This is a genomic window from Spirosoma horti, from assembly GCF_054776595.1.
In genome coordinates, this window is sequence record NZ_BAAHBQ010000003.1 from 1 (window position 1) to 15,397 (window position 15,397).

The following is a 15,397-nucleotide window of genomic DNA, read 5'->3' on the forward strand; positions in this document are numbered from 1 at the left end:
TGGCACTGCCTATGCAGGCGGGATTGGGCGTAGCGGCCAGCCCGGCAATGGTGGGGTTGGTTGCACTCACCACCAGCGCATAGGTCGCACTGGTGCCCGAACAGCCGTTGGCATCGGTGGCCCGCACCGTGCTGGGGAAGCTTCCGCTCTGGGTGGGTGTGCCCGACACCACCCCCGTGGTAGCGTTCAGACTCAAGCCCTGTGGCAAGCTGCCGCTGACCAGACTGTAGCTGTACGGCCCGCTGCTGCCCGACGCGGTGAAACTTTGGCTGAAAGCACTGCTTAGCGTCGCGGTGGTGATGGCTGGCCTGCTCACCGCTACCGTCCCCGTCACACTCTGCACCGTGGTGGTGGTGGTGCTCACACAACCACTGGCGTTGGCGACCCGCACGGTGTAAGTACCCGATTCGCTCACCTCGGCGGTGCTCGACGAGCCCGGTGTACCGACCACGACTCCACCCCTGGTAAAGGTATAGGAGGTTCCGCCCGTAGCGGTCAACGCCACACTGGTATTGGTGCAGCTTAGGGGGCCGCTGTTGCTCAGGCTGGCTACAGGCAGCGGGCTCATCGTTAGTTCGGTGACTACTCGGCTCGACTGGCCATTATCACTGACAATCAAGGTGAAACTTTGCGTACCAGTTCCCGCAGCGGTTAGGCTTTGGCTAAAGGCACCCGTCGATCTGGTGCCCGTGATAGGCGTGTTGATGCCGTTGGTGAGCGTGAAGTTGTACGTACCTGTGACGTTGCTCACCGTGGCCGTAAACGTTGCCGGACTACCCACGCAGACGGTGGGCGTAACTGCAGCAAGGTCCCCGATGATGGGCGAGTTGTCCACAATGGTCAATACGTAAGCAGCCCCCGTATCCGAACAGCCGTTGGCATCAGTAGCCTGTACCGTGATGGTGAAGCTGCCACCCTGCGTGGGTGTACCCGACAAAACGCCTGCTGTTGATAAGCTCAGGCCGACAGGCAAAGTCCCGCTGGCCACATTGAAACGGCGGGGAGAGGTGCCACCGGACACGGTAAAGGTCTGATTGAAGAGCACGTTCACCGTTCCGTTTCGGGTGGCGGGATTGGAGACGGTAAGGACGGCCGTCGTGCTAGTGATCGTGGTGGTAGTGGTGCTCACGCAGCCGCTGGCGTTAGCTACCCGAACGGTGTAGGTACCCGCTACTGAGACGGTGCGGGTGTTGCCTGATCCAGCCAGTTCCTCACCATTGTTATTGGTAAAGGTGTAGGAGCTCCCCCCTGCAGCAGTCAACGTTATGCTAGTGTTGGTGCAGCTTAGGGGACCGCTGTTGCTCAGACTGGCTAGGGGCAGCGGGCTCACCGTTAGCTCGGTGACTGCCCGGCTCAACTGGCCGTTATCACTGACAAGCAAGGTGAAGCTCTGCGTGCCAGAACCTGAAGAGGTCACATTCTGACTAAAGTTAGTACCTGATCGGACACCCGTGACAGGTGTGCTGATCCCGTTGGTGAGAGTGTAGTTGTAAGTACCCGTGACGTTGCTCACCGTGGCCGTAAACGTTGCCGGGCTACCCACACAAACCGTAGGGGTAATCGCAGCAAAGTCCTCGATGATGGGCGAGTTGTCTACAATCGTCAAGGTATAGGTACTACTCGCCCCCGAACACCCATTAGCATCAGTGGCCCGCACCATGATAGGGAAATTACCGCTCTGGGTGGGTGTGCCACTCAACAGACCGGATGTATTGAGCGTTAGGCCTGTTGGCAACGTACCACTAGCCAGCGAGAAGCTGCGGGGTGCAACCCCACCTGAAGCGGTAAAGGTTTGAGAGAAGGCCATGTTCCTCACCCCGTTAGTCGTAGCGGGATTGCTGACCGAGATAGTCGCCGTGTTGCTGGCGACAGTAGTGGTAGTTGTACTAACGCAGCCACTGGCATTGGCCACCGAGACCGAATACGTGCCCGCGGTGCTCACCGATCGGGTGTTGCCTGAGCCGGCTAACACAGCCCCGCCGGAGCCCGTGAAGGTATAGGAGTTAGCCCCACTGGTGGCCGTCAGCGTGACGCTGCTCAAGGTGCAGCTCAAGGGACCGTTGTTGGTTAGCCCCACCGTAGGCAAGCTATTGACGGTCACACTTGTTGAAGCCTGGCTGCTTTGACCGTTGTCACTTACCGTTAACGTAAAACTCTGGCTACCCGAGCCCGCAGCGGTCAGATTTTGACTAAAACTAGTACTGGCAGACGCACCCGCGATGGACGTGCTGCTACCGTTGGTGAGCGTGTAGTTGTAGGTGCCCGTTACGTTGCCGATGGTGGCTGTAAAGGTGATGGAACTGCCTACGCAAATGGTGTTATCCAACGTCGTGAAGCTACTGATGGTGGGGGCAGCGGACGTATTGGTTAGATTGAAGGTTCGGTTTGGACTAGCCCCGGCCGCACTGGCCACCACAGCATAAGCACCTCCTACCGTAGCATTAGCCGTGACGGATGCTGAAGCCGTGTTGGTGCCAAGGCTGGCCGTTACAGATGCGGGGGTGATGCTGGCTCCCGTCCCTGGACCGGTAAACGTCACCACGCCACCGGCCACTGGCTCACTGTTGGTACTACTGACTGTAACCACGAGTGGATTAGCAAAGGCCGCATTGACCGTAGTACTTTGGTTATTGCCACTGGACACGGCCATTGAGAAGCCCCGCGACTCGAAGGAACCAATGTCGGTTACCCCAACCCGGCTGACACCACGCGCATCAACCGTGGGGGAACCGCTAGCTGTACCGGCATTGATGGCGGGGCTACCTGGCAGCAGGGCATGGGTTTGGGCAGTGCCCCCATAGTCAGCTAAGGGAGCCAGCAGGGGATTGACGCCCACGATGTTGTTATTGACCCCGTTGGTGAGACCGTCCGCCCCCCCGGAACCAATTAGATTGAAAGAGGAAGCCGCATCTACCGTACCAGAGATATTGGCTGTGTTCCCCGCTACAATACAATTTTTCAGGATTATGGCCGCTCCTCTATTTGCGTTAAAAATAGCCCCATCACCTCCTGTGTTAGCCGTAATCGTTGTATTAATTAATTTTTGTGTGCCACCACTAACAGAAGAGATTGCATTTCCCCGACCTGATCCCTGATTACTACTAAAGGTACAATTAATGATGGTAGCAACTGAATTTGATTCAAACGATTGAAACGCTATGGCTCCACCAGTAGGTGATGAATTACCAACAAATAAACAATTGGTGATGGTGATAGCCGAACCAGCAATATACATACCGCCACCAGTCAAGTCGGCTGAATTTTCTGAGAATACGGAATTGCTTACGACTAAAAGGCTCCCCAAATGAATTAAACCGCCACCGTAAAGATTGCTGGTTGTTAAGCTACCATTCCCGGCAAACGTGCAGTTATTAACTGTTAATTGATTCTGGTTCGCGATAGCTCCTCCACCAACCGGTCCTGTGGAGACAGCCCGGTTACTTCGAAAAACGCAGTTGGACACGGTCAGAATACCGCCGTTTAAAATCCCCCCGCCATCAGCCTGATCAGCATAGCCATCAGCAATAGTAAAGCCATCGAAACTGACCGTGTTGACATTAGGAATATTAAAAATGCGGTAGTTGCCGCCCGAGCTACGGCGCACGGTGAGGCTGTTGGCACCCGGTCCGACAAAGGATACGTTATCAACAATATCAGGCAGCACACTGGCCAGGTTAATCGTACCGCTTATGGCACTGGCGGTAATGGTAAAGGGTCCTGCCGAACCGGACGCAGCGACATTGAGCATAGCTTGCCGCAAGCTACCTGCGCCCGCATCGTTGGTCGTAGTAACCGTAAAGGTCGTCTGCGCCTGAGCTAACGTACCCGCAAGAACTAAGAGCGAAATAAATAGAACGTAAAAAGTTATCTTCATAAAATGATTTAGTGTTTATCTAATGACTAAGTAGGCAGATTATTGGTGTTTACCGGGAAGCAATCTTGAGAACCAAAACCCTGATTTCATAAAAGACAATTTTAAGGTCGCCGTAATAAGATGTTCGTGATCAATCCCGGCTCTGTTTCAGAGGCATGTTGTGGTTCTTGCTAATAGATTGTATTGACAGCTGATTGTAGGCAGTATTTGTCTGACGGTAACCGTCGTTCCACTGCCAATCAATTGCTTTTAATTTCGTCGGCAAGTACATCCTGTTTCAGTTCCAATGCTAACACTCTCGTTGCATCGTTTAACACTGTTGTTACATTTTACCTGAGAAGTAAAGTTTTCTCTATACAGACGTATGCTTTATAGAAATAAATTTTACACCATCATGCCATTTCTATCATTATTGGCAATAATTTGTTAGCCGTCGAGCGTAAAAAATTAACGTCAATCACTACGTGTATTATCCTTGACGATAAATTTCAGGAGGGTGTACCAGCAATGCGTGAAGTATTGCCAGTGTTAGGAGTTAATGAATACATCCAGTAATTAATAAGGCCGTTCCTAATTATAGGAACGGCCTTATCCTGAACTTACTTTAGGCTCATTTACTTAGTAAAGTCCCTGACGAATTTTATTCGTTAGGGCAAGTGTATGGCATTAATTTATTTCGAGAGCATCGACGGATAGTAGTTAATAGGTGGATTAAAAGAGGCCGTCCAATTATAAGCTCGTTTCTTTCGACGCCAATTTCATAGCTTCTGCATTAGCTCTCGATGGTGTTCTGTGTGCAAGCTGGTGAAATACAGCATTTCCTGAACAGTTAGCTTACCCAGCACCGGGTGAGGAATACAATATTCATCCAGTTCATTGGCTGACCAGTTGTCAGTAGCATCAATCAGTGATTGATAGATACTTCGGAATCGTTCTACGAGTTCAACCCTGCTCAGCTGCATGTCATCGGTACGTGGTAACATACTCTCAGGAGCTTTGACACCCGTTGCCAGTACCATTCGATAAGCCAATGCTATCTCCTGATATGACCTTGATGGCGTATCTGCCCTTCCCCACTGATCCAGCACCTCACGAGGGCCAGCCAATAGGCGTGCCACCGGTCGGGCCGACAGATATAAGTGCTGGATACCCTCGGCAACGGACCATTTTCCGCCAGGTTTCGCCCAGAACTGTTCGTCGGTCAGTCCATCTGTCCAGCCAATAAACGATTGGCTAGTTGTACCTAATTGACGTTGACTGTTCATTGGTTCTGCTTCCATCTTTTGTGTGATTTAGAGTCACGCCTATAACTAAGACTTTTTAGACACCGGATTGAAACCCGGCGCAAAGTAAACTATGCCATCTGTATATCTTCTACGAATGCTTAATAAGCTCAATAATCGCCCGTTTCTACGCTACCACATCAAGCCTTGCCAAGCCTAAAACCCGTGAAGAAAGCAATTGAAAAATAATAAATCAACCATCTCATAACCAAATAATTACACACCAAACCATTTCCTTCTACCGGGATTCATCTGGAGCGATTCTGTGTTATACATACAGGTAACAGACGTACGTTTCAACCTTACCGTCGTTGCTTTCCTACTCCGTTATGATGTCTGAACCAATTGAAAAGCCAGTAACTGAACCCCTCCTTAAATCAGCCCGTCTTTGGCTGCCGAAGCGCGTTGTTTTCACGGCTGATGCACTAAAAGAACCGTTTGGCCAGGCGATGTACGAGCGCATTGCCGCACTCGATCTGCCGATTGAAATTGCAAAGAACAACCGCATTACAGGCCTTCGTGGAGCCGATGAGCGAGAAACCTACCGCATTGCCAAAAACACCCTGGCGGTAGTGAACGCACCACCCAGTGCTTTCCGTTTGCAACCCATTCCACCCTCTGCCGACTGGCAAATGAACCTGGCAGAGGGCTGCCCGGCTCACTGTCAGTATTGTTATCTGGCGGGCAGTCTCTCCGGGCCTCCGGTTGTTCGTGCCTATGCTAACCTGCCGAAGATGTTGGCAGGCACCGCTGCTTATGAAGGCACTTATCCGCCTAACCGTACCTGGCAAAAACAAGCTGATGGGTCAGACATCGCTGCTCGTCCAACCACATTCGAGGTAAGTTGCTATACCGATGTGTTGGGCATCGAGCACTTGACGGGCAGTATGGCCGAGTGCATTCGCTATTATGGGACACGCTCAATGGGCGAACTTCGCTTTGTCACGAAATATGATCAGGTCGATAGCCTCCTCGACCTTCCCCATAACGGGCACACCCGCGCCCGTGTAAGCCTGAACACCGACGCCATAGCCCGTCGGCTCGAAGGGGGAACGGCCTCTATAGAAGCCCGGTTGCAGGCGATTCGTAAGCTGGCCTTACCCAAGGAACGGGGCGGTGGCGGCTACCCAGTCGGGCTGGTCATTGCCCCCATTATGGCCATTCCCAACTGGCGTGAACACTACACGACCCTACTTGACCGAATTTCTGAAGTACTTGATTTTGGCCCGTTGGACATGAACGTCGAATTTATCAGCCACCGCTTCACACCGGGCTCAAAAGATGTGCTGTTGCAGTGGTATCCAAATACCTCACTCGATCTGGACGAGACGACACGCGCCGAGAAGCGAAACAAATTCGGGGGCACTAAATATGTATATCGCCCGGAGGAAATGAAGGAAATGAAAGCGTTTTTCTATACCGAATGGACGAAGCGCTTTCCGAACGCACCGATACTTTACTGGACCTAATGGCTCGTTCAGGACAGCGCATTACCAAGATCCTACTTAAATTGAATTCGATCAGCATTTTGGTAATGCGCTGAAAATGGTAAATTTGGCTTCACGTATCAGCCATCAACGGACATCCGTAGTCGTACCTGACAACTATACAAACACCTTCATACTTATCGAACAAACGATGAAGAACTTACTGCTCACCACCCTGCTCGTTGCGGTATCCTTTGGCGCCTTTGCCCAAACCGATGTGAGTTACCACGGCAAAAAAATTACGCCAACAGGGGCCATCCCGGCTACCGAACTGACGACTAAAATGGCCGATAAAACAGAAATGCCTGCCAAAGTAGAAGGCACGGTTGAGTCGGTGTGCAAGGTAAAAGGCTGCTGGATGAAGGTCAAAACCGGCGATGGCCAGACGATGCGCGTGACGTTTAAAGATTATGGCTTCTTTGTGCCAAAAGATATTGTCGGTAAAACTGTTGTTGTCGAAGGTACTGCCGAAACCACTACAACGCCCGTTGCCGACCTGCGCCATTTTGCCGAGGACGCCGGGAAATCGAAAGAAGAAATTGCCAAGATTACAAAACCCGAAAAAGCACTCACCTTCGTTGCCGACGGTGTGATCGTGAAGCAATAAACAGGCTCGCTTCGGCGGGCCATTGGTAAAACTAACGAAGCCGTAACGAGGGCAACGCCCCTTAGTACGGCTTCTTTTGTAACACTACGGTAAACTCATACGTATGAATTTCTTTTTTAAGGCAGTCGCGGCTGCGTTCATTTTCCTGTTACCAGCTACAGGGCTTCTTTATGGGCAGCAGAATGCCGATGTGCGGACAGTTCGGTGGGGATTTACACCCAAACAGGTCAAAGAAGCCGAACCAACAAAGCCCACGTCTACTAAAAGAGAGAAGTTGATTTATGCCCGGGTGCCCTTGAACGACCGAATGGTGGGTCTTGAGTATGAGTTTAACGGCGATTCGCTGCTTTCTGCCTCCTACTATTACTACACGACAGCCTCGATCACAAAAGATGATGTTCTAGCAGCCTCCGCCGAATTTGACAAACAGATGACCGAGAAATACGGCCGCGGAAAAACCGCTTTACTGGGCGACACCAAGAATACCATCTGGCTCACACCCCGAACGCAAATTACCCTTTCGGTGGGGAACGTTGATCGGGGATGGTCCGTAGAACTTGTTTACCTCTGCCGCGTTTGTTCGGGTCAGCCAGCAAAGGATGGCAAAGGCAAACGCGACTAAACCTTATAGGTTTAGAATCAGCCAACTACAACTACTATCTGGCTAAGATTCAACAAAGACCCCTAATTCGGCAACATCGCTTTTTGAGTGGGTACCTGAACTTCTTTACGTTCGCCAATCTGCTGACGCCACATGGCATAATAGAGACCCTTTTGCGTCAATAGATCGGCATGAGCACCCTCCTCAGCCACATGACCGCGTTCGAGTACGAAAATCCGGTCGGCGTGCAAGATCGTACTCAGGCGGTGGGCAATCAGAATAGTTATGTGCTGCCGGGAGCCCGACAATTGGCGAACGGTCTTACCAATCTCTTCCTCGGTAAGTGAGTCCAGCGCAGACGTAGCCTCGTCAAACACCAGCAATGTTGGTTTACGTAACAACGCACGGGCAATGCTCAAGCGTTGTTTTTCACCGCCCGAAACTTTGACTCCGCCCTCGCCAATGACCGTATCGAGCCCCTGTGGCGCACGATTGAGCAACGTATCGGCAGCGGCCTGATGCAGGGCTGTCAGGCATTCCTCGTCGGTGGCATTGGGGGCCACAAACCGTAAATTTTCGCGAATAGTCCCCGCAAAAAGCTGCGTATCCTGTGTAACAAAGCCAATTTGTTCGCGCAGCTCGTCAAGATCAATCTCCGATCCGGGAATATCGTTGTACAATATTTTACCGGCCAACGGCGGATAAAGCCCTACCAGCAATTTCACCAAAGTTGTTTTCCCCGAGCCCGATGGGCCAACAAACGCAATGGTCTCGCCCAGTTTTGCCGTAAATGAAATACCATCCAGCGCTGGTACATTGGCCGTGAGGTGTTTGAACCGCACACCGTCAAACGCAAGGGTTTTAAGTTTATCGATGGGCTTCGGATGAGCTGGCTTCACGTCTCTTGGGGTATCGAGAATCTGCTGAAAATTCGCCAGCGACGCTTCCGTCTCCCGGTATACGTTGATAATGTTACCCAGTTCCTGCAAGGGTCCAAAAATGGCAAATGAATAGATGAAGAGCGAGAAAAACTCCCCGACGGTAATTCGGCCCTGCACCACCAGAAACAGCATAAGCAACATAATGGCATTGCGTAGCAGATTGACAAACGTTCCCTGTATAAACGACAGCGACCGTATATAACGGACTTTCTTTAACTCCAGTTTAAGAATTTTACCCGTTGTGGCATTCAGGCGTTCCGTTTCCTGCTGGGCCAGTCCCAGGCTTTTGACCAGCTCGATGTTGCGAAGGCTTTCCGTTGTTGAACCAGCCAGGGCTGTTGTTTCGGCTACAATATTCTTTTGGACAATTTTGATTTTCTTGCTCAGCAACGAACTCACAAAGCCCAACAGCGGAATCGTCAGGAAATAGGCCGGGGCAATGGGCCAGTATACGGTACTGGCATACCACATCACGAACACGATGCCGACTACAGACGTAAACAATACGTTGACAAACGACTGAATCAGTTTCTCTACATCGGCCCGTACTTTTTGAAGTTTGCCCAGAGTCTCCCCCGACCGCTGATCTTCAAATACCTGATACGGCAATTCCAGCGAATGCCGCAACCCATCGGTGTAGAGCCGGGCACCCAGCCGCTGCGTAATGACATTGACGTAATAATCCTGGAAATTTTTGGCAATACGACTCACCATCGCCACGCCCAATGCCTGCAGAATCAGCAGGCCAGCGCCATCGCTCAGGAATCCCCAGAAATTAACGTCGTGTATGCTTCCACCTGGCTTAACGACATACTGGTCAATAATTTTGCGAAAAATATACGGATCTAGTAACGAGAAAACCTGGTTGATCGCGGCCAGAAACAAGGCCAGAATCAGCAATCCCCAGTACTGGCGCAAGTATGAGTATAGTAATTGCATAGACGATTATCAGCGGTTGTATGGTATAGTAAATGTAGTAATTATGAGTAGGTTGTTCACCCCTTATGACAAGCCGGAACGCTGAACGACCGACAAAATAATCGCTCCCCAAAGGTGTGACACCATTCCACGGCCATCATTGTGCAGGGGCATTCGTTGAAGACAGACGTAATTTTGTGCCAGATAATTCCCGTACGTCAATACTGGCCAGATTTGGAAACACCCAAACTAAGGCTCTATCTTCACAGGAGAATTGCAAAAATGCGTTCTAAGCAATTCAGACCAACGTTTGATCATTCGGCTGGCTACATTCACTCTTAACGTTTTCAAAGGTTACCATGATTCTTCTTGTTGATGACAGGCCAGAGAATATCATTCCATTAAAGAAAATTCTCGAACTACATCGCTTCTCGGTCGACACCGCCGAATCAGGTGAAGAAGCATTGAAAAAAGTCCTAAAAACGGACTACTCCGTCATTATACTGGATGTACAGATGCCCGGTATGGATGGGTTTGAAGTAGCCAACGCCATTGCTGGATTTAGCAAAACAAAAGACACCTCCATCATTTTCCTGTCGGCGGTTAACACCGAAAAAAGATTCATAACCAAAGGCTACACCTCTGGTGGAGTTGACTACCTGACCAAACCCGTTGATCCGGACATTCTGGTTCTGAAAGTCAAAACGCTTGAAAAACTATACCAGCAGCAGCAGGAACTACGCGCCACTCAGGATTCCCTTCGGAAAGAAGTTGATGTTCGTAAAAAGGCGCAGGAGGCACTAACGGAGCAAATGCAGACCTTGCAGATTGTACTGTCTTCCCTACCCCAGATGGCTTTTACCATAGCTGCCAGTGGTAAAATTGAGTATGTCAATGAACACTGGTTTCAGTATGCAACCAGTTCATCAACGTTTCCGGAAGCTCACCCCGACGATGATGTGTGGGAAGACTGGAAACAGGCATTTGCCAATGGCACTGAGCTCACCCGTGAGGTGCGCCTGAAAGGCCTTGACACGGGCGACTTCCGCTACCATCTGCTGCGCATAGTTCCCATTAAACAACAGGGTGTTTTGAGCCGGTGGATTGGCACCTTTACGGACATTCATCCGCAAAAACTGGCGGCAGAGTTGCTGGAACAACAAGTAGAACTGCGCACGAATGAACTCGTGCTCAAAAACGCGGAACTCGAGCAAACCAACCACGAGTTACAGCAATTTACCTGGGTTGTATCGCACGATTTGAAAGAGCCTCTCCGAAAAATACAGTTGCTGAACGATACGATCAAAGAAAAATACCTCAAAGACAATGCCGACGCCGTTTCGTATCTTGATCGATCCATCCGATCGTCGGCGCGCATGTCTACACTTATCAATGACCTGCTTGCGTACTCCCAGCTCTCCGTACCGGAAGCGTTTCAGCCAACCAATCTTAATGCGCTGCTCGATGAACTGCTGCTGGATTTTGACGATGCCCTCCACCGAAAACGGGCCGTTCTAGACGTTGGCCAATTGCCCGTCATCGATACTATTCCAACGCGAATGCGCCAGATTTTTCAAAATCTGATCAGTAATGCCCTCAAATTCGCAAAGGAATCGGTACCACCCGTTATAACCATTCGGGCCGAACAAATTGAAACAAAAGCCATCGATGGCAAGCCCTGCCCTACGGGCGCATTTTGTCGAATTATCGTGCAGGACAATGGTATTGGATTCGACGAAAAGTTTCTGGGACGTATTTTCGTGATCTTCCAGCGACTGCATACCCAAACGCATTATGAGGGTACCGGTATTGGCCTCGCCATCGCAAAAAAGAACATCGACAAACACCACGGCCTTATTTCGGCCCAGAGCCGGATTAACGAAGGAGCCCGTTTTATCCTCGTTTTGCCGGTCAGTCAAACCAGTCAGGTATCTGTTATGTAAGTCGCTAATAACCTATTCCTCATGCCAAAAAAATTTTCAAATTCGGTTATCCGACAATTACAGACTGTCTTTTCGCTTTCGACGCTGCTGCTGCTGGTTAGCCTTTCGGCTTCTTACTACAGTATTCAACAGCTCATCCGTAACTCTGAACTGGTCAACCACACGAATCAGGTACTGATCGAGTCGGAAAACATTATCTCGTACGTTAAAGATGCCGAGACGGGGCAACGTGGCTATTTAGTTACCCTCGATCCGCTCTTTTTACAGCCTTATACCGGTAGCCGTGAGAAAGTGGAGGCCAGTCATCATCGCCTGATCGAACTAACCATCGATAACCCGGCGCAGCAAAAACACCTTGCCCAGATAAAGGCCTTGTATGAAGCTAAGTTCACCCAGATGCAGCGAGTCATCGATCTGGTCCGGCGGAACAACTCCTTCATGCATGACACGACAACTCGGCATCAGGAAATGGTTCGGGGCAAACAGATTATGGACGACCTTCGAATGATCGTTAATCAGACGAAAATGGAGGAAAATGCCCTGCTGCAGGCCCGCATCAAACAACAGGAGCTTTACATCACCTACACGCCTTTCCTGCTGGTCATCGCGGCCCTCATCTCCATCCTGATTACGGCCTTTACCTACCTTCGAATCAAAAAAGACCTCAACGACCGGCTGATGCAACAACAGTTGGCCGAAGAAAAATATATTGAAACTGCCGGGCGCATTGCGCTCATGGAAGACATTACCCAGGAAATTGCCGGGGGCGATTATTCGGTGCGCAGTCAGGATACAAAAGACGATGAGCTGGGCCGTATCTCGAAGGCGCTTAACCAGATGGCCAAATCCCTCCAGGAAACGTTCGGGGATTTAACGGATAGAAACTGGCTCCAGGCGGGTACGGTCAAACTAAGCGATGCCATTCGGGGAGAGAAAGACGTGACTAGCTTGGCCAATCGCCTGATCGATACGATTTCCGAGTACCTAAACGCTCCGGTAGGCACTCTGTACCTGCTCGATCACGACTCAGCCTTCAAATTAGCTGGTAGTTACGCAACCCATCAGGCACCCGTTCTGGTTCAGGCAGGCGAAGGACTAATCGGGCAGGTGATTGACCGGAAGAAAACAATTCTGGTACAGGATATTCCCGCCGAGTATAGCCAGATAACATCGTCGCTGGGCCACGTTCGGCCCATTGCTCTGATGATTGCTCCCCTCATCTATGGTGATGTATGCCTCGGCGTTATTGAACTGGGCCTCCTCCGAAAGCCAACCTCACTGGAAATGAACTTTCTGGAACAGAATCGGGAGATGATCGCTATTGGCCTTAATTCCGCTCTGGATTACCTTAAGCTACAAAACTTCCTGGAGGAGACGCAGGCACAGGCCGAAGAGTTACAGGCACAACATTCGGAAATGGAAAATCTGAATACTGAACTCGAAATGCAGGCCCAAAAGCTCCAGGCATCGGAAGAAGAATTGCGCGTTCAGCAGGAGGAATTACAACAAACCAACACCGAACTCGAAGAGCGTGGCCTTCTACTGGAAGAGAAAAACAGCGAAATTCAGAAGAAAGCCGATGAACTGGAGTTGACCACGCGGTATAAATCGGAGTTTCTGGCGAACATGTCCCATGAGCTTCGAACGCCCCTCAACTCCATTCTGCTCCTGAGCCGGTTGCTGGCCGAAAACCATGAAGCGACGCTGTCGGATGATCAGGTTGAATATGCCCGCGTCATTCAGTCGTCGGGGAACGGGCTGCTGGGGCTGATTGACGAAATCCTCGATCTGTCGAAGATTGAAGCCGGGCAAATGACGCTTGATTATCAGGATGTCGCAATCGCCGAAATTACGGATGAATTACAATCCCTGTTCGGAATTATGGCCAGAGAGAAAGGACTGGCCTTCAGCATCAACCAGGAAACTGATGTTCCTGCCGTTATTCATACGGACAAGATGAGGCTGGGCCAAGTGCTTAAAAACCTACTTTCCAACGCGCTTAAATTTACCGCCACGGGCAGTGTTTCGCTTACCATCAAACGGCAACGTCAGGACAACAAACTCTGCTTTGTTGTCAGCGATACCGGCATTGGCATTGCGCCCGAAAAACAGCCGCTTATTTTTGAAGCCTTCCAGCAAGCGGACGGCTCCACCAAACGAAAATATGGTGGAACAGGTCTGGGTCTGTCCATCAGCCGCGAACTGGCCAAATTGCTGGGGGGAGAAATTACGCTGTCCAGCCAGGTAGACGAGGGATCGACGTTTACGGTCACTATCCCGATTTTAAGCGCTCAGCTGGCACCTTCACCCGAAATCCCACGAATACAGCCCGTCGTTTCGGATACCGGCTTTCCTCGCCATACGGCACCGACAACGGCTTTTCAGCCCCGCTTAACGACTCCATCTCCGTCGACGCCTGCTGAACCAGCCGGTGAAAAGTACATCAGCACCACCATTCCGGATGCCATTCCGGACGATCGCAATTCGATTACGACGAATGACAAGACGATCCTTATTGTGGAAGACGACACGAATTTTGCGAAATCACTACTGGATTATACCCGTAAGAAAGGCTACAAAGGCATTGTGGCGGTTCAGGGTGACGAAGGGCTTAAACTGGCGGCCATTTATAAACCGCTGGGTATCCTGCTGGATATTCAACTTCCGGTGATGAGCGGCTGGCAGGTGATGGATGCGCTGAAAGCTAACCCACAAACCAGACCCATTCCGGTGCACATCATGTCGTCGCACAAAATGAAAAATGAGAGCTTGTTGAAAGGAGCCATTGACTTTGTGGATAAGCCGGTCGCGTTTGAACAGTTGCACGAAGTCTTTAAAAAAATAGAGCAGGTACTGAATCGAGATGCCAAGAAAGTCCTGATCATTGAAGACAATCCCAAGCACGCCAAGGCTCTTGCCTATTTCCTGGAAACGTTCAACATTACATCGGAGTTAAAGAGCAATATTTCGGAAGGTGTGGATGCGTTAAAGAGCAAGGAAGTGGACTGCGTGATTTTGGACATGGGCATTCCGAATTCGAACGCGTATGAAACACTCGAGGAGGCCAAGAAAAACCCAGAACTGGAATCCATTCCGATCATCATCTTTACGGGCAAAAGTCTGTCGATGTCGGAGGAGCTGAAAATCAAAAAATATGCTGATTCGATCATTGTCAAGACCGCTCACTCCTACCAGCGCATGATCGACGAAGTGTCGTTATTCCTGCACCTGGTTGAGGAAAACAAACTGTCGGCCGAAAAAACCGGTGTGTCGAAAAAACTGGGGGCGTTAAGCCAGGTGCTCAATCAGAAAACGGTGCTGGTTGCCGATGATGACGTACGCAATATCTTCTCGCTCTCGAAAGCCCTCGAACAGTATAACATGACGGTTGTGGCTGCCCTGGACGGGAAGGAAGCCTTGCAGAAACTGGAAGAAAACCCGGCCATCGACGTTGTGCTGCTCGATATGATGATGCCCCAAATGGACGGTTATGAAACAGCCCGTAAAATCAGGGAAAATTATCAATGGAAGAACCTGCCGGTCATTGCCGTAACGGCCAAAGCCATGACCGGCGACCGGGAAAAGTGCATTCAGGCCGGAGCCTCCGATTATATTACCAAACCCGTTGATATTGACCAGCTTATATCTCTCCTCCGGGTTTGGCTATATGACAGAAAATAAGCAGAGAAGGCTTCCCAGCTAGTTGCCCAACAACCAGTACCTCTTTATATACCAACAGTAAA

Annotated in this window: 8 protein-coding genes; 5 read left to right on the plus strand and 3 right to left on the minus strand. The window is 50.5% G+C overall.

The annotated features are described in order from the left end of the window. Together ACYVAM_RS07995 and ACYVAM_RS08000 are read right to left on the minus strand one after the other, a co-directional pair. A partial coding sequence (locus tag ACYVAM_RS07995; RefSeq protein WP_461065697.1) for a beta strand repeat-containing protein occupies positions 1-3,874 on the minus strand: 3,874 nt, incomplete at its 3' end. Positions 3,875-4,632: 758 nt separating this feature from the next. Continuing rightward, positions 4,633-5,154, minus strand: a complete 522-nt coding sequence (locus tag ACYVAM_RS08000; RefSeq protein ID WP_461065699.1) for a DinB family protein — start codon at positions 5,152-5,154, stop codon at positions 4,633-4,635. Positions 5,155-5,489: 335 nt separating this feature from the next. On the opposite strand from ACYVAM_RS08000, the gene ACYVAM_RS08005 reads away from it, so the two are divergent. From ACYVAM_RS08005 to ACYVAM_RS08015, 3 genes are all read left to right on the plus strand, one after another. Then, the gene (locus ACYVAM_RS08005; RefSeq protein WP_461067040.1) at positions 5,490-6,626 is read left to right on the plus strand and encodes a spore photoproduct lyase family protein; all 1,137 of its coding nucleotides are present in this window, start codon (positions 5,490-5,492) and stop codon (positions 6,624-6,626) included. 169 nt (positions 6,627-6,795) lie between these two features. After that, positions 6,796-7,251 (plus strand): DUF4920 domain-containing protein, encoded by a 456-nt coding sequence (locus ACYVAM_RS08010; protein WP_461065701.1) that lies wholly within the window; start codon positions 6,796-6,798, stop codon positions 7,249-7,251. Between the two features lie 103 nt (positions 7,252-7,354). Beyond that, positions 7,355-7,873 (plus strand): hypothetical protein, encoded by a 519-nt coding sequence (locus ACYVAM_RS08015; protein WP_461065703.1) that lies wholly within the window; start codon positions 7,355-7,357, stop codon positions 7,871-7,873. Positions 7,874-7,935: 62 nt separating this feature from the next. Here the strand turns inward: ACYVAM_RS08015 and ACYVAM_RS08020 are convergent, their stop codons facing one another. After that, complete coding sequence (locus ACYVAM_RS08020; protein ID WP_461065705.1) at positions 7,936-9,732, minus strand: ABC transporter ATP-binding protein; 1,797 nt, start codon at positions 9,730-9,732, stop codon at positions 7,936-7,938. Between the two features lie 338 nt (positions 9,733-10,070). Here ACYVAM_RS08020 and ACYVAM_RS08025 point away from each other — a divergent pair, with 338 nt between their 5' ends. Both ACYVAM_RS08025 and ACYVAM_RS08030 read left to right on the plus strand, forming a co-directional pair. Beyond that, on the plus strand, positions 10,071-11,654 hold the full coding sequence (locus tag ACYVAM_RS08025; protein WP_461065707.1) for a hybrid sensor histidine kinase/response regulator: 1,584 nt from the start codon (positions 10,071-10,073) through the stop codon (positions 11,652-11,654). Between the two features lie 21 nt (positions 11,655-11,675). After that, positions 11,676-15,335: a response regulator gene (locus tag ACYVAM_RS08030; protein ID WP_461065709.1), complete on the plus strand. Its 3,660-nt coding sequence runs from the start codon at positions 11,676-11,678 to the stop codon at positions 15,333-15,335. The last annotated feature ends 62 nt before the right edge of the window (positions 15,336-15,397 follow it).

Coding starts and splice junctions, on each gene's coding strand:
- ACYVAM_RS08000 (WP_461065699.1), bottom strand. CDS start 5,154: ATGGAAGCAGAACCAATGAACAGTCAACGTCAATTAGGTACAACTAGC.
- ACYVAM_RS08015 (WP_461065703.1), top strand. CDS start 7,355: ATGAATTTCTTTTTTAAGGCAGTCGCGGCTGCGTTCATTTTCCTGTTA.
- ACYVAM_RS08025 (WP_461065707.1), top strand. CDS start 10,071: ATGATTCTTCTTGTTGATGACAGGCCAGAGAATATCATTCCATTAAAG.
- ACYVAM_RS08010 (WP_461065701.1), top strand. CDS start 6,796: ATGAAGAACTTACTGCTCACCACCCTGCTCGTTGCGGTATCCTTTGGC.
- ACYVAM_RS08020 (WP_461065705.1), bottom strand. CDS start 9,732: ATGCAATTACTATACTCATACTTGCGCCAGTACTGGGGATTGCTGATT.
- ACYVAM_RS08030 (WP_461065709.1), top strand. CDS start 11,676: ATGCCAAAAAAATTTTCAAATTCGGTTATCCGACAATTACAGACTGTC.
- ACYVAM_RS08005 (WP_461067040.1), top strand. CDS start 5,490: ATGTCTGAACCAATTGAAAAGCCAGTAACTGAACCCCTCCTTAAATCA.